This window comes from Actinomadura sp. (genome assembly GCF_044508335.1).
Taxonomy (GTDB): Bacteria; Actinomycetota; Actinomycetes; order Streptosporangiales; family Streptosporangiaceae; genus Spirillospora.
Genome location: NZ_JBIQHY010000001.1, coordinates 79,194 through 99,986 on the forward strand (window position 1 = coordinate 79,194; position 20,793 = coordinate 99,986).

Genomic DNA, 20,793 nt, shown 5'->3' on the forward strand with positions numbered 1-20,793 from the left:
GTGGCACCCTAACCGATCAAGATCGGGGATTCCGGGCGCTCGTCAGGCGGCTTGGGAGTGGGCGCCGGCGGTGGCCGAGCGGGCGAAGGCGCCTATCTCCTTGATGGCGAGCAGGCCCTCGCGGGAGATGTCGGCGAAGATCTGGAAGACGTGCATCTGGCCCTCCCAGATCTGGAGGGTGCAGGGCACGTCCGCGGCGCCGAGGCGTTCGGCCATGAGCTCGGCGTCGGCGCGGATCACCTCGATGGAGCCGGCCTGGATGAGCGTGGGCGGCAGCCCGCCGAGGTCGGCGTGGACGGGGCTCAGCCAGGGGTCGGTGTACTCGGCGTCCGGGAAGCAGGTGCGGACCATGTCCCACATGCGCGGGGCCGGGATGAACGGGTCGAGCGGGGCGTTGGCGTGCGCGATCTTGGGGGCGATGTCCAGGTCGGTGAACGGGGACAGCGCGGCGATGCCGGCGGGGCGGGGCAGGCCGGCGCGCAGAGCGTGCAGCGGGGCCATGAAGGCGAGGTAGCCGCCCGCCGAGTCGCCGGCGATCACGATGTCGCCGGGCGCGCGGGTTTCGAGGAGCCAGCGGTAGGCGGCCACGCAGTCGTCGATCGTGGTCCGGATGGGGACGCGCGGCGGCATGCGGTAGGCGACGGAGAGGACGGGCATGCCGGCGGCCTGCGAGATGCGGGCGATCATGCGGCGGTGGGTGCGCAGGCCGCAGGCGACGAAGCCGCCGCCGTGGAAGTAGAGGATCGCCCGGCGGGAGTCCGCGGGCACGCCGCGGCCGCGGACCCATTCGGCCCCGCAGCCGAGGTTCCGGACCTTGGTGACCTTCGTGCCGCGCGGCGGGAGCAGCAGCGCGGCGCCCAGGTCGATCAGCGGGGCGAGGCGCAGCGTGACCGGGGTCCACGGGAGGCGGGCGACGAGCGGGCGGACGAGCCGGCGGGCGATGCGGGCGGCCGCCCGGGCGGCCGGGCCGCAGCCCGCGCGTTCCTCGATCACCGGTGCGAGCGCCATGTGCCGTCCTCCCGTCGGTCGCCGACGGGAGGATACCAAGTAAGTGCTTGGGTATCTAGCTGTGCAGCGTCTCGTCCGGCGGGCCCATGGACACGCGGGTGAAGCGCACGGTGAGGCCGTCGCGTTCGGGGGCGCAGCAGTAGGGCCCGGCCGTCGCCGGGACGCCCGGCGGGAAGGGGGCCAGGCGGATCATCCGCCACGGGTCGGAGCCGGCGCGCGCCCGGATCGTCACCGCGTCGCCCGAGCGGCTGGCCCGGAGCGTCACCTCGCGTCCCGTCCACGGGACGGGGGCCGACGACCAGTCCGAGACCTTGTGCGTGACGACCGCGCCGAGCTGGAGGACCCCGTCGCAGTACTCGACGCCCGCCTTGATCCAGGTCTCCTCGTCCAGGCGCACGAGGACGCCCGCCTGGTCGAACTGCTGGTCGTAGTCGGCGACGAACGAGACCTCGATCGCGGCCTCGGGGCCGAGGGGCGACAGGAGGGCGTGGCCGCTGTCGCGGTCGTAGCCGTAGGCCGTCGTCCGCCAGAAGTCGCTGCCCTTCTCGGCGGTGACGAGGAGCGCCGGTCCGTCCTGGGTGGACGCGGGAGGCCGGTTGAGCCATTCACCGGAGATCATGTCCCGAAATCTACGGAACGGGTGGGGTTAGCTCCACCCTCTTCCATGGACCTTTCCTCCCGCCACCGGGTGGCTGGGCCCATCGTCCCCGGAAGTGTCGGACGCGAGGGTTGTGATTGGACGACGACCGGCACGGAGGGGGCACGCGATGGCGAGCGGGACGATAACGGGCAGGCTGCGCCCGCTGGCGACCGAGGCCGGGCTGCTCGCGATCCTGTTCGCCTTCTACAAGTGGGGGCGGACGGTCATCGAGCACGGCCCCGGCCAGGCGATGGCGAACGCGCACCGGCTGTGGGGCTTCGAGCGACAATGGCTGCCCAGCGAGATCGATCTCCAGCGGTGGGCGCTCGGGTGGGACCACACGGCCTTCCTGGCCAACGTCTACTACGTGGGCGTCCACTTCCCCGGGACGGCGCTGCTGCTGGTCTGGCTGTACGTACGGCACCGCCCCTCCTACGGCAGGGTGCGCAACGAGCTGGTGGTGCTGACGGCGGCGGGCCTGGTCGTGCACACGCTGTTCCCCCTCGCGCCGCCGCGGCTGGCGGGCGTCGGGGCCGTCGACACGATGCTGGCCGTGGGGCCGTCGGCCTATCCGGCGGCGGCCGACGGGATCGCGAACCAGTACGCGGCGATGCCGTCGCTGCACGTCGGCTGGGCGCTGCTCGTCGCGGTCGCGGTGGTCAGGACGTCGCGGAGCCGCTGGCGGTGGGTCGTCGCGCTGCACGCTCCGGTCACGGTCCTCGTGGTGGTCGTGACGGCCAACCACTACTGGCTGGACGGGATCGTGGCCGCCGTCCTGCTCGCCGGCTCCATGGCGCTGGTCGCGGCGGCCGGGCGGGTGCGGCGGGTGCGGCGGGCGCGGCAGCGGCCGGTCCCGGTGACCGCCGCCCCGCTCCAGGCTCGCGACGAGCGCGACGAGGAACTCGTCGCCGCCTGAGCGGGCGGCCCGGCGCCTCCGCGGCGGGGCAGGGCGAATCTCGTTCGGCTGTGATGCACGTTACTCGGGAGAACCGTCCTGACCAGGATAAACTGCCCGAATGACCATGCTCGTGGCGCGCCGCCATGTCGACTACGGGCGCGTCACCAGCTGCGCTTGTCGCCGCACGACGCGCTGACGCCGCCGCCCTGCCCGGCGCCGTCCCGCAAGCCCGGCGCGCCCGCGCCGCGCGCCCCCGGCGCCCGTCGACCCGCGCCCACCGCATCCGCACGGCCGTGATGGCGCCGACCCGGCAGGAAACCCCTTTCTTCCTCGCCCCAGTCCTAGGAGAGCCATGAGTGAACACGCCGACCCCGCCACGTCCGCCGAGGCCGGCTGGTCGTTCGAGACCAAGCAGGTGCACGCCGGCGCCGAGCCCGACCCGGCCACCGGCGCGCGGGCGGTGCCGATCTACCAGACGACGTCGTTCGTCTTCCGCGACACCGAGCACGCCGCGAACCTGTTCTCGCTCGCCGAGCCGGGCAACATCTACACGCGCATCATGAACCCGACGCAGGACGCCTTCGAGAAGCGCATCGCGGCGCTGGAGGGCGGGGTCGGCGCGGTCGCGGTGGCCTCGGGGCAGGCCGCGGAGTCGATGGCGATCTGGAACCTGGCGCGCGCCGGCGACCACATCGTGTCCAGCTCGACGATCTACGGCGGGACGCACAACCTGTTCCAGCACACCCTGCCGAAGTTCGGCATCGAGGTCTCCTTCATCGAGGACCCCGACGACCTGGACGCCTGGCGCGCCGCGATCCGGCCGGACACCAAGGCGCTGTTCGCCGAGAGCATCGGCAACCCGCGCGGCAACGTGCTGGACATCCGGGGCGTCGCCGACGTCGCGCACGCCGCGGGCGTCCCGCTGATCGTGGACAACACGATCGCGACGCCGTACCTGGTGCGGCCGATCGAGCACGGCGCCGACATCGTGGTGCACTCGGCGACCAAGTTCATCGGCGGGCACGGCACCACCATCGCGGGCGTCGTGGTCGACGGCGGAACGTTCGACTTCGGGGCGCACCCCGAGCGGTTCCCCGACTTCACCGAGCCGGACCCGAGCTACAACGGCCTGCGGTACTGGCCGGCGCTCGGCCCCGGCGCCTACGGGATCAAGCTGCGCGTCCAGCTGCTGCGCGACCTCGGCCCCGCCATCGCTCCGCATTCGGCGTTCCTGCTGCTGCAGGGCGTGGAGACGCTCAGCCTGCGGATGGAGCGGCAGTCCGCGAGCGCGCTGGAGCTGGCCCGGTGGCTGGAGCGGCGCGAGGAGGTGTCGGCCGTCCACTACCCGGGGCTCGCGTCCAGCCCGTGGAACGGGGCCGCCGAGCGGTACCTGCCGCGCGGCACGGGCGCCATCGTGTGCTTCGAGCTGCGCGACGGCAGCGAGGCGGGACGGCGGTTCGTGGAGGGCGTCCAGCTGTTCAGCCACCTGGCCAACATCGGGGACGTGCGCAGCCTGATCATCCACCCGGCGTCCACGACGCACAGCCAGCTCAACGAGGTCGAGCTGGCCGCCGCCGGCGTCACCCCCGGCCTGGTCCGGCTGTGCATCGGGATCGAGAGCGTCGCCGACCTCAAGGCGGACCTGGAGGCCGGCTTCCGCGCGGCGAAGGGAGCGTCCTGAGCATCGGCGCCGAGACCGCACCGGTCTCCCTCCCGCCGGCCTCCGGGGCCTGGCGGGAGGGGGACCCGCCCGGGCGGCGGCAGTGGTTCGCCCTGGACGGCCCGCTGCCGCTGGAGGCCGGCGGCGCGCTGCCCGGCGTGCGGCTCGCGTACGAGACCTGGGGGCGGCTCGCCCCCGACGCCTCCAACGCGGTGCTGGTGCTGCACGCCCTCACCGGGGACAGCCACGTCGCCGGGCCGGCCGGGCCGGGTCATCCCACGCCCGGCTGGTGGGACGGCCTGGTCGGGCCGGGCCGCCCGCTGGACACCGACCGGTGGTTCATCGTCGCCCCCAACGTGCTGGGCGGCTGCCAGGGCAGCACCGGGCCGGCCTCGCGCCGCCCGGACGGCCGGCCCTGGGGAGGGTCGTTCCCGTACCTGACGCAGCGCGACATGGTCGCCGCCGAGGCGCGGCTGGCGGACGAGCTCGGCATCGGCCGCTGGGCGATGGTGGCCGGCGGGTCGATGGGCGGCATGCGCGCCCTGGAGTGGGCGGTGACGCATCCGGAGCGCACGGCGTCGCTGCTGCTGCTCGCCACCGCGGCGGCGGCGAGCGCCGAGCAGATCGCGATGGCGAGCGTGCAGCTGCACGCCATCCGGTCGGATCCGGGCTGGCGCGGCGGCGACTACCACGACGCCGCGCCGGGGGACGGCCCGCACGCCGGCCTCGGCACGGCCCGCAGGCTCGCCCACATCACCTACCGCAGCGAGCCGGAGCTGCAGGCCCGTTTCGGCCGCCGGCCGCAGGACGGCGAGGACCCGTGGCGGCGCGGGCGCTACCAGGTGGAGTCCTACCTCGACCACCACGCGGGGAAGCTGGTGGGGCGCTTCGACGCGGGCAGCTACGTGGTGCTCACCGAGGCGATGAACGGCCACGACGTCGGCCGCGGGCGGGGCGGGACGGCCGCCGCGCTGCGCCGGGTGACGGCGCGGACGCTGGTGGCCGGGGTCGACTCCGACCGGCTCTACCCGCTGCGCCAGCAGGAGGAGCTGGCGGCCGGCATCCCGGGCGCGGACCGGCCGCGGGTGATCGAGTCGCCGTCCGGGCACGACGGGTTCCTCACCGAGACCGGGCAGGTCGGCGGGCTCGTCCGGGAGCTGCTCGGCGGGTGAGCCGGCGCCGGGCCGCGGCGGGATGCGGCAGAGTTGGGGCATGTTGCCGATGCATACGAGCGCCGAGGTCCCGGACGTCCCCGTGGCGGTGCTGCCGGTGGGCAGCTTCGAGCAGCACGGGCCGTACCTGCCGCTCGCGACGGACACGGTGATCGCCTGCACGCTCGCGGAGGAGATCGCGAAGGCGCACCCGGTGCGGCTGCTGCCGCCCGTGACGATCTCCTGCTCGCACGAGCACGCCGGCTGGCCCGGGACGGTGAGCATCTCCGCCGCGACGCTGCACGCGGTGGTCCGGGACGTCGCCGGGTCGCTGCGCAGGGCCGGGGTGCCGAAGCTGGTGCTGGTCAACGGGCACGGCGGCAACTACGTCCTCGGCAACGTCGTGCAGGAGGCGCACGGCGACATGGCGCTGTTCCCGGGCTTCGACGACTGGGAGGACGCGCGGCGGGCGGCGGGCGTCGAGACGTCCGGGGACGGCGACATGCACGCCGGCGAGCTGGAGGCGTCGATCCTGCTGCACGCGCATCCCGAGCTGCTCAGGGACGGGTACGACACCGCCGACCACCTGGCCGGCGACCGGCGGCATCTGCTGACGGCCGGGATGGCCGCCTACACCCGGTCGGGCGTCATCGGGCGGCCCTCACTGGCCCGCGCCGGCAAGGGCCGGGACGCGCTGCGGAGCCTTGTCGCGGCGTTCGGGGACGTCCTCGCGGTGCTTCAGCAGCAGGGTCGCGGCGCCGGGCAGGCAGGCGACGAAGCTCAGCACCCCGTACACGACGGAGACGGTCAGGCCCTGCGCTGAGCCGAGCCCGGCCGCGCCGAACGCCAGCGCGAGGACGGCCTCGCGCGGCCCCCAGCCGCCGACGTTGACGGGCAGCACCATCGCCAGCAGCGCGAGCAGCATCAGCGGCAGCAGGGTGAGGACCGGCGCCGTCGCGCCCGCCAGGCGGGCCGCGACGACGAACAGCGCCAGGTGGCCGCCCAGCGCCGCGGCCGACAGGCCGACGACGCCCGGCCAGGCGCGCGCGGCGGCGCGCAGGTCGCTGAACGTGGACGCCAGGGCGGGATGCCGCCAGCGGCACAGCACCGGCAGCGCGACCAGGACGATCCCCACCGGGATGAGGGCCGGGGCCATCGCCGACAGCAGGGCCGGGTAGGCGAACAGGGCGGCGACCCCGGCGACGATGGCGACGCCCTGGCCGGCGATCCGTTCGAGGAACACGGCCCGCACGCCGCGGGCGACGTCACCGGACCGGTGGCCGTGGCTCACCGCCCGGTGCACGTCCCCGAGGACGCCCGCGGGCAGCACGGCGTTGAGGAACTGGGACCGGTAGTAGTCGGTGACGGCGCCGGCCAGCGGCAGGTGCAGGCCGAGGCGCCGGGCGACCAGCCGCCAGCGGGCCGCGCTGAGCGCCGTGGTGACGAGCCCGATGGCGAGCGCCAGGACGACGGCTCCGGGGTCGATGGAGCGGAACGCCGCCACGAACGCGTCCGTGCTGTGCCACCACAGCAGCGCGCCGAGGATGCCCAGGCCGATGAGCAGGCGCCCCCAGGGCCAGAGCCGCTTCATGATGTTCCCCCAGGTATGGCGAGCAGGTCCAGGTGGTGGACTTCGGCGGAGAGGCGGCCCGCGGCGCACTCGGCGAGGCGGCGCTCCAGGTAGCCGTCCGCGATCCCGGCCAGATCCGGGTCCTGCTCGACGGCGGCGCCGACCCAGCCGCGCAGCCACGCCTCGGTGAGCGCGGACTGGCCGGGGCCGAGCCGCCACGGGCTCGGCCGGGTGACGACGGTCGCGCCGCGGCGCCCGAACGCCTTGATCGCGGCGGTGACGGCGTCCGGTCCGAGCCGGCCGCCGCGGCGCTGGTGGGCGTCGAAGGCGGCGGCGAACACGGCGTCGAGCGGCTCGGACGGGGTGAGCCGGACGCGGCCGACGACCGACAGGGTGAGCAGCGCCGGGCAGCCGGCCGCGGCCGCGATCGTCTCGATCTCGGCGGCGGTGAGCACGTCCAGCAGCGCCGACGCGGTGACGAGCGACGCGCCGACCAGGTCGGACGCGCGCAGCCCGGCCAGGTCGCCGGCGCGCGTCTCGACCGTCGCGGGCAGCCCGTCGGCGGTGGTGTAGGCGGAGGCGCGGGCCAGGTCGAGCAGCGCGGGGTCGCGGTCCTGCAGGATCCAGTGCTGCGGGCCGCGCAGCCGCCCGGACAGCCAGCGGCCGAGCGAGCCGGTGCCGCAGCCGAGGTCCCAGATGACCAGCGGCTCGTCCGGCGGGAGCGCGGCGCGCAGCGGGTCGAGCAGTTCGGCGGCGCGGGCGGCGGCGTCGGCGCCCTCCCGGAGCGCGAGCCAGTCGGGGTCGTAGCTCATCGCGCCTCCCTCCGCAGCCGGGACAGGACGGTCGCCATGCGGCGGGCCGTGTCGTTCCAGCCGGGCAGCATGCCGCGGCGCAGCCGGGCCGCGGCGCGCAGGCGCCCCCGCAGCTCGGGTTCGACGAGCCAGCGGCGCAGCGCCGCGGCCAGCGCGCCGGGGTCGTCCGGCGGGACGAGGAGGCCGGGGACGGCGCCGGTCGGGTCCCAGCCGAGCGTGTCGGGGACGCCGTCCACCGACGTCGCCACGACGGGGACGCCGCGCGCGAGCGCCTCGGTCACCACCATCCCGAACGTCTCGGCGCGGGAGGCGAGGACGAGGACGTCCGCGGCGGCGTAGGCGTCGTCCAGCCGCTTCCCGGTGAGCGGCCCCCGCAGTTCGACGCGGCCGTCGAGGTCGTGCCCGCCGATGCTCCGGCGCAGCTTGGTCACGTAGCCGGGGTCGCCGCCGAGGGGGCCGACGCATTCGCAGTGCCAGGGCAGGTGCGTGATCGTGGACAGCGCCTCCACCAGGACGTCGTGGCCCTTGCGCGGGGTCACCGACGCCACGCACAGCAGGCGGGTCGCGCCGTCGGTGCCGGACGCGAGCGGCGCCGGGTCGGTGCCCGGGACGACCGCGTGGACGCGGGACGGGTCGAGCCCGTGGTGGGCGATGAGATGGTCCTTGGCCCAAGGGCTGGTCACGATGACCGCCCCGGCCGACTCCAGGACCTTCCGTTCGCCGGCGTTCAGGTCGGCCTGCCCGGGTTCGTCCGCCAGCGGGAGGTGGACCAGGACCGCCAGCCGCAGCCGTCCCGCCTCCGGCACGACGACGTCCGGCACCCCGCACGCCACCAGCCCGTCGATGAGGACGACGGCCCCGTCCGGGAACTCGGCGAGGGCGCGGGCGAGGCCGTCCCGGTCCCGCTCGTCCGGGCGCGGCCACGCGCCCGGCACCGCCACCTCGCGGACGGGGCGCCCGGACGCGGCGAGCTCGTCGCACAGCCGCCGGTCGTAGCGGTTGCCGCCGCTCGGGGCGGCGGTGTCGTCGATGCCGCCGGGGACGACGACGCGGATCTCCGGGGCGGTCATAGGTCGCGCTCGTAACTGGCCCAGGCGACGTGCGACTCGTGCAGCGTCACCGTGATGCCGGACAGGCCGCGCGCGTTCTCGCCCAGCGCGCCGGCGCGGACCCGGTCGGCGAGCCGGTCGGCGATGACCTTGGCGAGGAACTCCGTCGAGGTGTTGACCCCGGCGAAGTCCGGCTCGTCGTCCAGGTTGCGGTAGTTCAGCCCGCCCAGGACCTCGCCCAGCTCGCGGGTGGCGAGCCCGATGTCGACGACGAGCCCGTCCGGGTCGAGATCGGCCCGGCGGAACGTCGCGTCCACCACGTACGTGGCGCCGTGCAGCCGCTGCGCGGGCCCGAAGACCTCGCCGCGGAAGCTGTGCGCGATCATGACGTGGTCGCGGACGGTGATACCGAACAACAGCGTCCTCCTCCAGAGAGATCCGAGCAGAAGATCCGGGTCAGTAGACGATCCGATGGCAGAGCGCGGGGAGCTCCCCGCCCGCCAGCCGCGGCATCAGCTCCGGCAGCTCGGCGAACGGGCTCTCCCCGGTGATGAGCGAGTCGAAGGCGGGGTTCGCGAGGAGCCGCAGCGCCAGCGCGAGCCGGTCGGCGAACGTCCGGCCCGCCCGGCGGGACGGCGGCACCGCGCCGACCTGGCTGCCCCGGATCGTGAGCCGCCGCGAGTGGAAGAACTCCCCCAGCGGGACACCGACCCGCCGGTCGCCGTACCAGCTCAGCTCGACGACCTGCCCCTCCGGCGCGAGCAGCTCCAGCGACCGCGCCAGCCCCGCCTCGGTCGCGCTCGCGTGCACGACCAGGTCGCAGCCGCCCGCCGCCCGCTCCGGCGGGGCGAACTCCACGCCGAGCGCCTCCGCGACGGCCGCCCGGGACGGGTCGGTGTCGACCAGCTGGACGCGGCCGCCCGGGAACCCCGCGAGGACCCCGGCGACCGAGCAGCCGACCATCCCGGCGCCCACCACGGCGATGCGGTCGCCGACCAGCGGCGCCGCGTCCCACAGCGCGTTGACCGCGGTCTCCACGGTCCCGGCGAGGACGGCGCGGCCCGGCGGCACGTCGTCCGGGACGACGCTGACCGCGCTCGCCGGCACCACGTACCGGGTCTGGTGCGGGTACAGGCAGAACACCGTGCGCCCGGCCAGCTCGGGCGGGCCCTGCTCGACCACGCCGACGTTCAGGTACCCGTACTTGACCGGGCCCGGGAACGTCCCGTCCTGGAACGGCGCCCGCATGATCGCGTGCTGGTTCGGCGGGACGCCGCCGCGGAACACGATCGCCTCCGTGCCGCGGCTCACGCCCGAGTACAGCGTGCGGACGACCGCCTCGCCGGGCCCCGGCTCCGGCAGGACGAGATCGCGGATCTCCCCCTTACCGGGCGACCGGATCCAGAAGGCGCGCGCGTCGCGCTCCATCCGTGCCCCTCCCCCGAACCGCGTCCCCGCGCCGGTCGCGCCGCGCGAACAGCCACCGCACGTCCCGGCCGAACGACCACACCAGCAGCGCGAGCGCCGCCGCCACCAGCAGGCCCGCGTACGGGACGAGGCCCGACGCGGCCACGACGAGCACCACGCCCTGCACCACCGCGACGGCCTTGCGCGCGACGCTCGGGCGCAGGTCCGCGCGCAGCCACGGCGCCGCCCAGGCCGCCGCGCCGAACGCGTACCGCATGGCGCCGATCGCCAGCACCCAGGCCCCCGCCGTCCACGCGACCTCGACGCTCAGCACCAGCACGAGGAGCGCGTCGGCCTCCATGTCGAACCGCGCGCCGAGCTTGGACACCGTCCCGGTGCGGCGGGCGACCTGCCCGTCGACCCCGTCCAGGACGAGCGCGGCCGACGCGACCGCGACCAGCGCCGCGGTGTGCCCCGCACCGGCGAGATGCCCCGCGACCAGCGCCGCGACACCTCCGGTGAGCACGACCCGGGCCAGCGTCACGTGGTCGGCCGGTCCGAGCGCGCGCCTGCCGCGGAACGCACGGGCGAGGACCGCCCACGACGCCAGCGCGTATCCGACGCCCACGGCCAGGCCCGCGTGGCCGGGACGAAGCACCGCCAGCAGCGCGAGCTGCGCCGCCACCGCGAGACCCAGCTCGGGGCCGCGGGTCAGCCGGGGCCGGCGCGGCAGCGGCACGTGCGCCTGGAGCGCGGGCCGCGTCAGCGTCATCGGCCGGGTCATCAGCGCACCTCGCTGACCGGCGCCTCACCGAGGACTGCGGCGGCGGCGTCCAGCTGGGGCAGGTCGTGGCCGAGGCGGTCGCGCTTGGCGGTGAGGTAGCGGATGTTGTCGTCGCTGACGGGGACGAGCAGCGGCACCCGCGCCGCGACGACCACCCCGTAGGACTCCAGGGCCCGGACCTTGTCCGGGTTGTTCGACATCAGCCGCACCGACCGGACGCCGAGGTGCCGCAGGATCCGCGCGGCCGGGCCGTAGTCGCGGACGTCCACCGGCAGCCCGATGGCGGTCGCGGAGTCGACGGTGTCGAGGCCCTGGTCGTCCTGCAGGATGTGGGTGCGCACCTTCGCGACGAGGCCGATCCCGCGCCCCTCGTGCCCGCGCAGGTAGACCAGGACGCCGGCGCCCTCGCGGACGATCGCGTCCAGCGCCGCGCCGAGCTGGTCCCCGCACTCGCAGCGGGTCGCGCCGAAGATGTCGCCGGTCATGCACTCGGAGTGCATCCGGACGAGCACGTCCCCCCGCTCCCCGACGTCGCCGCGCACCAGCGCCATGTGCTCGTGCCCGTCGACCGGGTCGCGGAACGCGACGGCGCGGAACACCCCGCGCCTCGTCCGCAGATCCGCCTCCGCGATGTCATTGCGATCGATGCCCTGCTCGCGCATCGCTCCCCTTCCTCGGTCCGCGATCACCTGGTACGTACTGACTGGTACGTGGCGAACGCACCGGGTGGTTGCGTCCAAAACGGTCCGTACTACCGGTGGCACGCAGGGGAGGCGCCGCAGGGTTCAGCCTAGGCGCGCGCGAACCACCAAGTCGTGGAGGGCGCGGCGGTCCGCGGGGAACTCGGGCAGGCAGCTGCGGCCGCGCTCGTCCTCCAGCCGGGCGGTGAGCGCGGCGACGTCGTCCCGCAGGCGGGGCAGGCCGGGAGCGCCGTCCGGGAGGCCGCCGTGCTCGGCCGCCCGCTTCGCCTCGATCAGCTCCGGCAGATACGGCGGGCCGCCGCCGGCGAGGCGGGTCAGGCCGGCCTCGACCTCGCCGGTCCGCATCAGGTGGATCCCGGTCAGCAGCACCCGGAACGTGTAGAGCAGCGGCTTCAGCTCGCGCGACCTCTCGAACAGCGTCCACTGCGACCGCGCGAACCCCAGGTAGTGGTGCGCGTGGTTCGACGTCACCAGCCCCGGCACGAGCGCCTTCAGCTCGTCGTGCACCTCCGAGGTGGCCACGACCAGCGGCGACATGACCTGCTCCAGGACGTACCCGTTGCGCCTCAGCAGCAGCGTGCAGAACTTGGCGAGGTCGTGGGTGACCGCGTCGGCCTCCACGCCGCCGTGGTCCCACATCAGCGTGACCGTCTCCTCGCCCGTCTCCAGGCCGACGATCTCCTCCAGCGGCAGCAGGTGGACGCCGCGCAGGTCGATGTCGGAGTCCTCGGACGGGAAGCCGTACAGGTGCGCGCCGCTGACGGTGAGGAACGCGCGGGGCCAGGGATGGTCGGCGGCGAAGCGGGCCAGCATGCCCTCGGGGAGTCTCACCGGTTCACGCTCCTGCGGCGGATGGAGACGAGGAGATCCTCGACCGCGGCCCGGTCGGGTTCGGGCGGGAGCGGGCTGCGCGCAACGGCCCCGTCCAGGTCGGCGGTGAGCGAGGCGCGCCAGGTCTCGATCTCGTCCCAGGCGACCTCGCCCCGGCGGACGGCGAGGAGGCGGTCGCGCAGGTCGCCGACGTCCACCCGCGGCTCCCCGTGCCGGACGAGGTGCAGGCCGCTCACCAGCAGCCGCAGCATGTGCATGACGTGCTTCCAGCGCGGCGCGCCGCCGTTGCGCAAGTCGCCTTCCAGCTTGCGGAACTGCGCCTCGGCGTAGCGGAGGAACGTGCGGTGCGCGTGCCGGGACAGGAAGGCGGACCGGACGGCCAGCAGCTCCTCGCCTGCCGGGGTCGCCTTCTCGACCAGCGGCGACCACAGGCACTCCAGGACGGTGGGGTTCGCGCCGAGGGCCAGCGCGCAGAACCGCTCCAGCTCCCAGGAGGACTGCTCGGGCAGCGGGCCGTCCACATGGGCCGGCGGCTTGGTGAAACGCCAGAACAGCGGGGCAGGGGCCGCATAGACGCCGCGGCGGTCGATGTCGCTGGCATCGGTCGCCAGCCCGTAGGCTCGCGACCCGGTCACCACCGACAGGATCGTGTGGTCGCGGACGAGGTCGAGCCCGGCGCCGTGGTCGGAGATCGTCACGGGTGAAGCCTGGCGCAGGGTCTCCGGGCGCGTCGACCGGATTGTCCGGCCGCTGCAAGTCGGTTACAGATCGGCCACAGCCTTGCAGAAAGTTTCTGCAAGGCATTTACGAGGCTGCAACCCGTTGCTAACGTCCCCGTCCAGTCACCCCCAGTACGGACCTGCGGGACGGCGGCCCCGGCGAGGGCCCTCCCGCGAAGGAGGACACCATGCGGCGCATCCCCCTCATCGGCGGCACGGTCGTGTGCGCCGCCCTCGCGCTGTCGCTCTCGGCGTGCGGCGGCGATGACGGCGGCGGCTCCGCGGGCGGCGCGGGCGCGGCGGCGCTGGACGGCCGCGGCCCCATCACCTTCGTCACCGGCAAGGACCGCTCGGGCAACCTGCAGAAGCAGGTGGACGCCTGGAACTCCGAGCACCCGAAGGAGCAGGTCCGCGTCATCGAGCTGCCGGACGAGCCGAACGACCAGCGGCAGCAGATGATCCAGAACGCCACGACCAAGTCGGACGCCTACTCGGTGCTGAACCTCGACGTCGTGTGGACCGCCGAGTTCGCCGCGAACCGCTGGCTGACCGAGCTGCCCAAGGACAGGATCGACCTGTCGAAGATGCTGCCGGCGACGATCACCACCGGGCAGTACCGCGGCCGGCTGTACGCGGTGCCGTCCACGTCCGACGCCGGGATGCTCTACTACCGCGAGGACCTCCTCAAGAAGGCCGGGATCGCCGAGCCGCCCAAGACCTACGACGAGATGTGGGACGACTGCGCCAAGGTCCGGAAGCTGCCCGGGGCCAAGGACATCGACTGCTTCTTCACCGAGGTCAACAAGACCGAGAGCATGACGATCAGCGCGGTCGAGGCGATCGGCAGCGCCGGCGGCTCGATCATCGGCGAGGACGGCCGGCCGGCGCTGAACACCCCGCAGGCGAAGCAGGGCGTCGAGTTCCTCGTGAAGGCCAAGAAGGAGCACATGCCGAAGGAGGCCGTCACCCTCGACACCGAGGGCGGGCGCCGCTACTTCCAGTCCGGCAAGCTCGTGTTCCAGCGGCAGTGGCCCTACCAGTACGCGCTCGCCAACTCCGACGACGGCTCGTCCAAGGTGGCGGGCAAGTTCGCCGTCGCGCCGCTGCCCGGCCCGGACGGCCCCGGCGTCTCCAACCTCGGCGGGCACAACCTCGCGATCTCCGCGTTCGCCGAGAACAAGGCGACCTCGCTCGACTTCATCCGGTACCTGACCGGTGAGCAGGCGCAGCGCGACAACCTGCTCGCCACCTCCCAGGCCCCGACGATCGCCGCGCTCTACGACGACCCCGAGATGGTGAAGAAGTTCCCGTACCTGCCGGTGCTGAAGAAGGCCATCACGAACGCCGAGCCGCGGCCCGTCGCGGTGAAGTACGGCGACGTGACCGCCGCGATCCAGGGCGAGATGTACGACGCGGTGACCGGCAAGAAGCCCGTCGACCAGGCCCTTTCCGACCTGCAGGCCAAGCTTCGGCCGCTGACCGCGCAGTGAGCGGCATGACCGCGATCGAGACGCCGTCCGCCGCGGGCGCCCCCGCGGCGGACGCGCCCCGCCGGCGCGGCCGCGACGCGCAGGGGACGAGGCGGCTCGCGGCGCTGCTGCTGTCCCCCACGCTGCTCGTGCTCGCCCTGGTCATCGGCTACCCCGTCCTCGCCGGGTTCCGCGAGTCGCTGTACGCGCGCGGCGAGGGCCTGGACGCGCAGGGGTTCGTCGTGGAGGGCGACCGGTTCGTCGGCCTGGACAACTACACCGCGATCTTCCGGGGCGACCGCGCCGACGCGTTCTGGAACGCCTTCTCCAACACCACGTTCTTCACGCTGACGACCGTGGTGCTGGAGACGCTGATCGGCGTCGCGATGGCGCTGATCATGCACCAGGCGTTCCGGGGGCGGGCGATCGTGCGCGCCGGCATCCTCGTCCCGTGGGCGATCCCGACCGCGATCTCCGGGCTGCTGTGGCGGTGGATCTTCCAGGCGGACGGCGCCGCGAACGCGGTGCTGCGGCAGCAGATCCTGTGGACCGCCGACGGGTTCCCCGCCAAGATGGCCGTCGTCGTCGCCGAGGTGTGGAAGACCTCCCCGTTCATCGGGCTGCTCGTCCTCGCCGGGCTGCAGATGATCCCCCGGGACGTCTACGAGGCGGCGCGGGTCGACGGCGCCGGGCCCGTCCAGCAGTTCTTCCGGATCACGCTGCCGCTGGTCAAGCCCGCTCTGCTGGTCGCGGTGCTGTTCCGCATGCTGGACGTCCTGCGCATGTTCGACCTGCCCGCCGTGCTGATCGGCGTCAACCAGAAGTCGGTGGAGACGCTGACGATGATCGCCTGGTTCGAGGCGTCCAACCTGCGGTACGGGTCGGCGGCCGCGTACGCGACCGTGCTGTTCCTGTACATCGCGCTGATCGCGTACCTGTTCGTGAAACTGCTCGGCGCCGACATCATCGGCGAGGCCCGCCGGCGGTCGAGCCGGCAGTCGAGCCGGCGGTCGAGGCGCGCGCGGAAGAAGGCGGCATGACACGGACGAAGCGGCTGCTGCCCTACCTCGGGTTCGCCGCGGTGACGGTGTACTGCCTGGCGCCGTTCTACTGGATGGCGATCTCGGCGTTCCGGCGCCCGCAGGACCAGTTCGACAACTCGATCGTCCCGGCGCGGTGGTCGTTGGAGAACTTCTCCGCGGTCTTCTCCGGCGGCAACGGGTTCGGCCGCGCGCTGCTGAACAGCCTCATCGTGGCCGGCGGCACGACCGCGCTGACCCTGCTGATCGGCACGTTCACCGCGTACGCGCTGGCCAGGCTGGACTTCCGGGGCAAGAACGCGGTGCTCGGACTGATCATCGCGACCACCATGTTCCCGGGAATCTCGCAGCTTGTTCCCTTGCTGAAACTTTTCACGGACATCGGGTGGATCAACACCTACCAGGCGATGGTGCTGCCCAGCCTCGGGTTCGCGCTGCCGCTGTCGGTGTGGCTGCTCACCGCGTTCTTCCGGCAGCTCCCGTTCGAGCTGGAGCAGGCGGCGATGGTGGACGGCTGCACCCGCGGCCAGGCGTTCCGCAAGATCATCGTCCCGCTCGCGGCGCCCGGGGTGTTCACGACGGCGATCCTGACCTTCATCGCCGCGTGGAACGAGTTCCTCATCGCGCTGTCCATGGTCAACAAGAAGGAGATGCAGACCGCCACGGTCGCGATCTCCAAGTTCACCGGCGTCTCCGGGTTCGACCAGCCGTTCGGCACCCAGATGGCGGCCGGGGTGATCGTGACCGTCCCGCTCATCGTCGTGGTGCTGGTCTTCCAGCGCCGGATCGTCGCCGGCCTCACCGCCGGCGGCGTCAAGTGAAGCACGCAGACGGCTCCCGATTCGAAGGACGTTCATGACCCAGGACACCCTGCTCGCCCGCGCCTCCCGCCGGGAGGGGGGCACCCGATGGTGGCGCGACGCCGTCATCTACCAGGTGTACGTGCGCAGCTTCGCCGACTCCGACGGCGACGGCGTCGGCGACCTGCCCGGCGTCCGGTCCCGGCTGCCCTACCTCGCCGGCCTCGGCGTGGACGCGCTCTGGCTGACCCCGTTCTACGTCTCCCCGATGGCCGACTTCGGCTACGACGTGGCCGACTACCGCGACGTCGACCCGCTGTTCGGCACGCTCGCCGACGCCCGCGGCCTGATCGAGGACGCGCACGCCCACGGCCTGCGGATCATCGTGGACGTCGTGCCGAACCACACGTCCGACCGGCACGCCTGGTTCCGGGCCGCGCTCGCCGCGCCGCCCGGCTCCGCCGAGCGCGCCCGCTACATCTTCCGGGACGGGCGGGGCCCGGACGGCGCGCGGCCCCCCAACGACTGGGAGTCGGTGTTCGGCGGCCCCGCCTGGACCCGGCTGCCGGACGGCCAGTGGTACCTGCACCTGTTCGCACCCGAGCAGCCCGACCTGAACTGGGAGAACCCCGAGGTCCGCGCCGAGTTCGCGGACATCCTGAAGTTCTGGCTCGACCTCGGCGTGGACGGCTTCCGCGTCGACGTCGCCCACGGCATGGCCAAGGCCCCGGGGCTGCCGGACGTCGGCCGCGCCGGCCAGGTCGAGATGCTCGGCACGGCCGTCCTGCCCTACTTCGACCAGGACGCCGTCCACGACATCCACCGCGAGTGGCGGCGCCTGCTCGACTCCTACGGCGGCGAGCGGATCGCCGTCGCCGAGGCGTGGGCGCCCACGCCGCAGCGGCTCGCCCGGTACACCCGCCCGGACGAGCTGCACCAGGCGTTCAACTTCCACTACCTGACCGCGCCGTGGGACGCCGGCGGGCTGCGCGCGGTGATCGACGAGTCGCTGCGCACCGCCGGCGCGGTCGGCGCGCCCGCGACCTGGGTGCTGTCCAACCACGACGTGAAACGGCACGTCACCCGGTACGGCGACGGCGAGACCGGCCTGCGGCGCGCCCGCGCGGCGGCGCTGCTGACGCTCGCGCTGCCCGGCTCGGCCTACCTGTACCAGGGCGAGGAGCTGGGCCTGCCGGAGGTGCTCGACCTGCCGGAGGAGTTCCAGCAGGACCCGCAGCGGCTGCGCGGCGAGGGCGCCGGCCGCGACGGCTGCCGCGTCCCGCTGCCGTGGGAGGGCGAGGAGCCGCCGTTCGGCTTCGGCGCGGGCGCCGCGCCCTGGCTCCCGATGCCCACCGCCTGGCGCGACCTGACCGTCGCCGCGCAGACCGCCGACCCGGACTCCATGCTGGCCCTCTACCGCGAGGCGCTGCGCGTCCGCCGCGAGCATCCGGCCCTCGGCGACGGCGATCTGCACTGGCGGGCGGGTCCACCCGGCACACTTGTCTTCGTCCGGGAGAACGGGGGGAGGCGGCTCGCGTGCGCGGTGAACACCGGCGGCCGCACGGCCCGGGTCCCCCTGCGCGGAGCCCCGCTCCTCGCGAGCGGACCGGTCCACGTGAGCGGCGGGCACGCCGAGCTGCCCCCGGACGCCGCTCTGTGGTGGGACGTCGAGGAGGGATAGTTTGAAACCCATGACGACGCGCCTGGCGGACATCGCGGCGCATGCCGGGGTGAGCGAGGCGACCGTGAGCCGCGTGCTCAACGGCAAGCCGGGCGTGTCCCCGACCACGCGCCAGGCGGTGCTGACGGCGCTGGACGTGCTCGGCTACGAGCGCCCGGCCCGGCTGCGGCAGCGGCGGGCCGGGCTGATCGGGCTGATCATCCCGGAGCTGACCAACCCGATCTTCCCGGCGTTCGCCGAGGTCATCGAGAGCGCGCTGGCCCGGCACGGGTACATGGCGGTGCTGTGCTCGCAGTCGCCGGGCGGCGTCGCCGAGGACGACTACATCGAGATGCTGCTGGAGCGCGGCGTCGCGGGGATCATCTTCGTCAACGGGCTGCACGCCAACGCCAACTCCGACCGGGCCCGGTACGTGCGGCTGCTGGAGCAGGCGCTGCCGATCGTCCTCGTGAACGGCTACCGGCCCGACATCGACGCGCCGTTCATCTCCAACGACGACGTGGCGTCGCTGGAGGCGGTCGTCGCGCATCTGGCCGCAATGGGCCACCGGCGGATCGGGCTGGCGATCGGGCAGGACGTGTACGTGCCGACGCGGCGCAAGACCGAGGGGTTCCGGCGCGCCATGGCGGCGCACACCGACCTCGCGCCGGACGAGGTGGACGAGCTGATCGTCAACACCATGTACACGGTCGAGGGCGGGCAGGCCGCGGCGGCGAAGCTGCTCGACGCGGGGTGCACGGCGATCTGCGGCGGCAACGACATCATGGCGCTCGGCGCGATCCGGGCGGCGCGGGCGCGCGGCCTCCAGGTGCCCGGGGACGTGTCCGTGACCGGCATGGACGACTCGCTCCTGACCGCCTACCTCGACCCGCCGCTGACCACGATCCGGCAGTCGGTGCGGGAGATGTCGATGGCCGCGGTGAGCACCGTCCTGGACGAGATCCGCGGCGCCCGCGCGCCCCGCACGGAGCTGCTCTACCGGCCGGAACTCGTGGTCCGGCGGTCCACCGCGCCGGCTCCGGCGGCGGCCCGGCTGACCCCGGCCGAAAAGGGCTGACCCCGGGGTTACCCGGTGTCGGAACGGGCCTGACCATCCTGCCTCCGCGGCCAGGTTGTTGTAACGGTTAGGTTTCGGCGCATTGACAGTGAGCCCTGTCACGGTCTTTCCTTCGTGGGAGCGCTCCCACACCGGTGCAAGACACAACCTGAGAGGGGTCCGCCATGAGGGCCATCATGCGGCGCGGACTGAGTACGGCGATGGCGGCCGTACTCGTCGGCAGCCTCGCCGTCGCGTGCGGCGGCGACGGCGACGACAGCAAGGGAGACTCCGACAGCGGGCCGGTCGAGCTCACCGTCGACGTCTTCGGCGCGCCCGGCTACGACGCGCTCTACAAGCAGTACGAACAGTCCCACCCCAACGTCAAGATCAAGCAGCGCAAGGTCGACAACCTGGACGCGTTCATGCCGCGCATCCAGCAGTGGATGGCCACGGGCAGCGGCGCGGGCGACGTCGTCATGCTGGAAGAGGGCATCCTGCCGCTCTACATGCAGCAGGCGAACAAGTTCGTCAACCTGTTCGACTACGGCGCCCGGGACCTCGAGAAGAACTTCCTGCCGTGGAAGTGGAAGATGGGCGTGACGCAGGACGGCAAGCAGCTGGTCGGGCTCGGCACGGACGTCGGTCCGCTCGCCATCTGCTACCGCAAGGACCTGTTCAAGAAGGCCGGCCTGCCGACCGACCGCGAGAAGGTCAGCCAGCTCTGGACGACGTGGGACGACTTCCTCGCCACCGGCCAGAAGTTCCAGGAGAAGGTGCCGAAGACCAAGTGGATGGACGGCGCCCCCGCCATCCTCCGCGCCACCGTCCTGCAGGAGGCCGGCGCCGGTCCCGGCTACAGCTACTTCGACAGGCAGAACAACCTGGTCTTCGACAGCAACCCGGCCGTGAAGAAGGCGTTCGACACGACGCTGAAGTTCGAGCAGAACAAGCTCACCGCCGACCTGTCGATCTTCACGCCGCCGTGGCAGACGGCGCTCAAGCGCGACACGTTCGCGACCGTGCCGTGCCCGTCCTGGATGCTCGGCGGCATCAAGGACTTCTCCGGCGACTACGGCAAGGGCAAGTGGGACGTCGCGACCACGCCCGGCGGCGCCGGTTACTGGGGCGGCTCCTGGCTGGCCGTGCCCAAGCAGTCCAAGCACCAGAAGGCCGCCGCGGAGCTGGTCAAGTTCCTGACCTCCCCCGAGGGCCAGGTCGGTGCGTTCAAGGAGGCGAACGTCTTCCCGTCCTCGCCGCAGGCCGCGCAGGACCCGGCGGTCGCGGGCGCGAAGAACGAGTACTTCAACAACGCCCCGGTCGGCCAGATCTTCGGCAGCCTGGTGGCGAGCGTGAAGCCCGTCTACCTCGGCCCGAAGAACGAGGCCGTGCGTGCGGCGGTGGAGAACGTGCTGACGTCCGTCGGCCAGGGCAGGGTGAAGCCGGAGGACGCCTGGGAGCGGTCCGTCAAGGAAGCGGAGCGGGCCGCCCGGTAACCGCCCCGGACATGTGACCACGGCGGCGGCGCCGCGCCGCT

The 20,793-nt window shown here is 73.6% G+C and carries 20 protein-coding genes and 1 pseudogene; 10 read left to right on the top strand and 11 right to left on the bottom strand.

The features are described 5' to 3' along the window. Positions 1-42 precede the first annotated feature (42 nt). Positions 43-1,008: an alpha/beta hydrolase gene (locus ACIWVC_RS00375; RefSeq protein ID WP_396445363.1), complete on the bottom strand. Its 966-nt coding sequence runs from the start codon at positions 1,006-1,008 to the stop codon at positions 43-45. Between the two features lie 55 nt (positions 1,009-1,063). Beyond that, a complete protein-coding gene (locus ACIWVC_RS00380; RefSeq protein WP_396445362.1) occupies positions 1,064-1,627 on the bottom strand; it encodes a DUF1349 domain-containing protein in 564 nt (187 codons plus the stop codon). Between the two features lie 148 nt (positions 1,628-1,775). On the opposite strand from ACIWVC_RS00380, the gene ACIWVC_RS00385 reads away from it, so the two are divergent. From ACIWVC_RS00385 to ACIWVC_RS00400, 4 genes are all read left to right on the top strand, one after another. Continuing rightward, complete coding sequence (locus ACIWVC_RS00385; protein ID WP_396445361.1) at positions 1,776-2,564, top strand: phosphatase PAP2 family protein; 789 nt, start codon at positions 1,776-1,778, stop codon at positions 2,562-2,564. Positions 2,565-2,898: 334 nt separating this feature from the next. Next, entirely contained in the window at positions 2,899-4,227 is a 1,329-nt protein-coding gene (locus tag ACIWVC_RS00390; RefSeq protein ID WP_396453705.1) for a bifunctional o-acetylhomoserine/o-acetylserine sulfhydrylase, read from the top strand. Between the two features lie 2 nt (positions 4,228-4,229). After that, complete coding sequence (locus tag ACIWVC_RS00395) at positions 4,230-5,378, top strand: homoserine O-acetyltransferase (protein WP_396445452.1); 1,149 nt, start codon at positions 4,230-4,232, stop codon at positions 5,376-5,378. Between the two features lie 40 nt (positions 5,379-5,418). Further along, on the top strand, positions 5,419-6,180 hold the full coding sequence (locus tag ACIWVC_RS00400; protein WP_396445359.1) for a creatininase family protein: 762 nt from the start codon (positions 5,419-5,421) through the stop codon (positions 6,178-6,180). 3 nt (positions 6,181-6,183) lie between these two features. Here the strand turns inward: ACIWVC_RS00400 and ACIWVC_RS00405 are convergent. The 9 genes and pseudogenes from ACIWVC_RS00405 to ACIWVC_RS00445 form a co-directional block, all read right to left on the bottom strand. Then, positions 6,184-6,948 (bottom strand): annotated as a pseudogene (locus ACIWVC_RS00405) (lysylphosphatidylglycerol synthase transmembrane domain-containing protein); the annotation flags it as partial. Next, entirely contained in the window at positions 6,945-7,739 is a 795-nt protein-coding gene (locus tag ACIWVC_RS00410) for an SAM-dependent methyltransferase (protein ID WP_396445358.1), read from the bottom strand. The gene ACIWVC_RS00410 and the pseudogene ACIWVC_RS00405, both read right to left, overlap by 4 nt. Then, positions 7,736-8,809, bottom strand: a complete 1,074-nt coding sequence (locus tag ACIWVC_RS00415) for a glycosyltransferase family 4 protein (RefSeq protein ID WP_396445357.1) — start codon at positions 8,807-8,809, stop codon at positions 7,736-7,738. Before ACIWVC_RS00415 ends, ACIWVC_RS00410 begins: the two co-directional genes overlap by 4 nt. Then, on the bottom strand, positions 8,806-9,204 hold the full coding sequence (locus ACIWVC_RS00420) for a 6-pyruvoyl trahydropterin synthase family protein (protein ID WP_396445356.1): 399 nt from the start codon (positions 9,202-9,204) through the stop codon (positions 8,806-8,808). Before ACIWVC_RS00420 ends, ACIWVC_RS00415 begins: the two co-directional genes overlap by 4 nt. Positions 9,205-9,244: 40 nt before the next feature. Continuing rightward, on the bottom strand, positions 9,245-10,216 hold the full coding sequence (locus ACIWVC_RS00425) for a zinc-binding alcohol dehydrogenase (protein ID WP_396445355.1): 972 nt from the start codon (positions 10,214-10,216) through the stop codon (positions 9,245-9,247). After that, complete coding sequence (locus ACIWVC_RS00430; RefSeq protein ID WP_396445354.1) at positions 10,173-10,979, bottom strand: CDP-alcohol phosphatidyltransferase family protein; 807 nt, start codon at positions 10,977-10,979, stop codon at positions 10,173-10,175. The genes ACIWVC_RS00425 and ACIWVC_RS00430 overlap by 44 nt, the downstream gene beginning before the upstream one ends. Then, positions 10,979-11,641 (bottom strand): GTP cyclohydrolase II, encoded by a 663-nt coding sequence (ribA, locus tag ACIWVC_RS00435; protein ID WP_396445353.1) that lies wholly within the window; start codon positions 11,639-11,641, stop codon positions 10,979-10,981. The genes ACIWVC_RS00430 and ribA overlap by 1 nt, the downstream gene beginning before the upstream one ends. 123 nt (positions 11,642-11,764) lie before the next feature. Further along, the gene (locus ACIWVC_RS00440) at positions 11,765-12,511 is read right to left on the bottom strand and encodes a DNA polymerase beta superfamily protein (protein ID WP_396453706.1); all 747 of its coding nucleotides are present in this window, start codon (positions 12,509-12,511) and stop codon (positions 11,765-11,767) included. Continuing rightward, entirely contained in the window at positions 12,508-13,209 is a 702-nt protein-coding gene (locus ACIWVC_RS00445) for a DNA polymerase beta superfamily protein (protein ID WP_396453707.1), read from the bottom strand. The genes ACIWVC_RS00440 and ACIWVC_RS00445 overlap by 4 nt, the downstream gene beginning before the upstream one ends. A 209-nt stretch (positions 13,210-13,418) precedes the next feature. Between ACIWVC_RS00445 and ACIWVC_RS00450 the strand changes: the two genes are divergently transcribed. The 6 genes from ACIWVC_RS00450 to ACIWVC_RS00475 all read left to right on the top strand — a co-directional run bounded on the left by ACIWVC_RS00450 (position 13,419) and on the right by ACIWVC_RS00475 (position 20,752). Continuing rightward, on the top strand, positions 13,419-14,720 hold the full coding sequence (locus ACIWVC_RS00450; protein WP_396445350.1) for an ABC transporter substrate-binding protein: 1,302 nt from the start codon (positions 13,419-13,421) through the stop codon (positions 14,718-14,720). Positions 14,721-14,725: 5 nt separating this feature from the next. Beyond that, on the top strand, positions 14,726-15,739 hold the full coding sequence (locus tag ACIWVC_RS00455; protein WP_396445349.1) for a carbohydrate ABC transporter permease: 1,014 nt from the start codon (positions 14,726-14,728) through the stop codon (positions 15,737-15,739). Next, complete coding sequence (locus ACIWVC_RS00460) at positions 15,736-16,560, top strand: carbohydrate ABC transporter permease (RefSeq protein WP_396445348.1); 825 nt, start codon at positions 15,736-15,738, stop codon at positions 16,558-16,560. The genes ACIWVC_RS00455 and ACIWVC_RS00460 overlap by 4 nt, the downstream gene beginning before the upstream one ends. Before the next feature lie 34 nt (positions 16,561-16,594). Continuing rightward, entirely contained in the window at positions 16,595-18,220 is a 1,626-nt protein-coding gene (locus ACIWVC_RS00465; protein WP_396445347.1) for a glycoside hydrolase family 13 protein, read from the top strand. A gap of 10 nt (positions 18,221-18,230) precedes the next feature. Further along, positions 18,231-19,277 carry a LacI family DNA-binding transcriptional regulator gene (locus ACIWVC_RS00470; RefSeq protein WP_396445346.1) on the top strand — a complete coding sequence of 349 codons (1,047 nt, stop codon included), beginning with the start codon at positions 18,231-18,233 and terminating at the stop codon, positions 19,275-19,277. A 176-nt stretch (positions 19,278-19,453) separates the two neighbouring features. Beyond that, a complete protein-coding gene (locus ACIWVC_RS00475; RefSeq protein WP_396445345.1) occupies positions 19,454-20,752 on the top strand; it encodes an ABC transporter substrate-binding protein in 1,299 nt (432 codons plus the stop codon). Positions 20,753-20,793 lie beyond the last annotated feature (41 nt).

What these genes read in the sequence shown, in the direction of transcription:
- ACIWVC_RS00375 (WP_396445363.1), bottom strand. Translation starts at nt 1,008, where the DNA reads ATGGCGCTCGCACCGGTGATCGAGGAACGCGCGGGCTGCGGCCCGGCC.
- ACIWVC_RS00380 (WP_396445362.1), bottom strand. Translation starts at nt 1,627, where the DNA reads ATGATCTCCGGTGAATGGCTCAACCGGCCTCCCGCGTCCACCCAGGAC.
- ACIWVC_RS00385 (WP_396445361.1), top strand. Translation starts at nt 1,776, where the DNA reads ATGGCGAGCGGGACGATAACGGGCAGGCTGCGCCCGCTGGCGACCGAG.
- ACIWVC_RS00390 (WP_396453705.1), top strand. Translation starts at nt 2,899, where the DNA reads ATGAGTGAACACGCCGACCCCGCCACGTCCGCCGAGGCCGGCTGGTCG.
- ACIWVC_RS00400 (WP_396445359.1), top strand. Translation starts at nt 5,419, where the DNA reads ATGTTGCCGATGCATACGAGCGCCGAGGTCCCGGACGTCCCCGTGGCG.
- ACIWVC_RS00410 (WP_396445358.1), bottom strand. Translation starts at nt 7,739, where the DNA reads ATGAGCTACGACCCCGACTGGCTCGCGCTCCGGGAGGGCGCCGACGCC.
- ACIWVC_RS00415 (WP_396445357.1), bottom strand. Translation starts at nt 8,809, where the DNA reads ATGACCGCCCCGGAGATCCGCGTCGTCGTCCCCGGCGGCATCGACGAC.
- ACIWVC_RS00425 (WP_396445355.1), bottom strand. Translation starts at nt 10,216, where the DNA reads ATGGAGCGCGACGCGCGCGCCTTCTGGATCCGGTCGCCCGGTAAGGGG.
- ACIWVC_RS00430 (WP_396445354.1), bottom strand. Translation starts at nt 10,979, where the DNA reads ATGACCCGGCCGATGACGCTGACGCGGCCCGCGCTCCAGGCGCACGTG.
- ribA (WP_396445353.1), bottom strand. Translation starts at nt 11,641, where the DNA reads ATGCGCGAGCAGGGCATCGATCGCAATGACATCGCGGAGGCGGATCTG.
- ACIWVC_RS00450 (WP_396445350.1), top strand. Translation starts at nt 13,419, where the DNA reads ATGCGGCGCATCCCCCTCATCGGCGGCACGGTCGTGTGCGCCGCCCTC.
- ACIWVC_RS00455 (WP_396445349.1), top strand. Translation starts at nt 14,726, where the DNA reads ATGACCGCGATCGAGACGCCGTCCGCCGCGGGCGCCCCCGCGGCGGAC.
- ACIWVC_RS00460 (WP_396445348.1), top strand. Translation starts at nt 15,736, where the DNA reads ATGACACGGACGAAGCGGCTGCTGCCCTACCTCGGGTTCGCCGCGGTG.
- ACIWVC_RS00465 (WP_396445347.1), top strand. Translation starts at nt 16,595, where the DNA reads ATGACCCAGGACACCCTGCTCGCCCGCGCCTCCCGCCGGGAGGGGGGC.
- ACIWVC_RS00470 (WP_396445346.1), top strand. Translation starts at nt 18,231, where the DNA reads ATGACGACGCGCCTGGCGGACATCGCGGCGCATGCCGGGGTGAGCGAG.
- ACIWVC_RS00475 (WP_396445345.1), top strand. Translation starts at nt 19,454, where the DNA reads ATGCGGCGCGGACTGAGTACGGCGATGGCGGCCGTACTCGTCGGCAGC.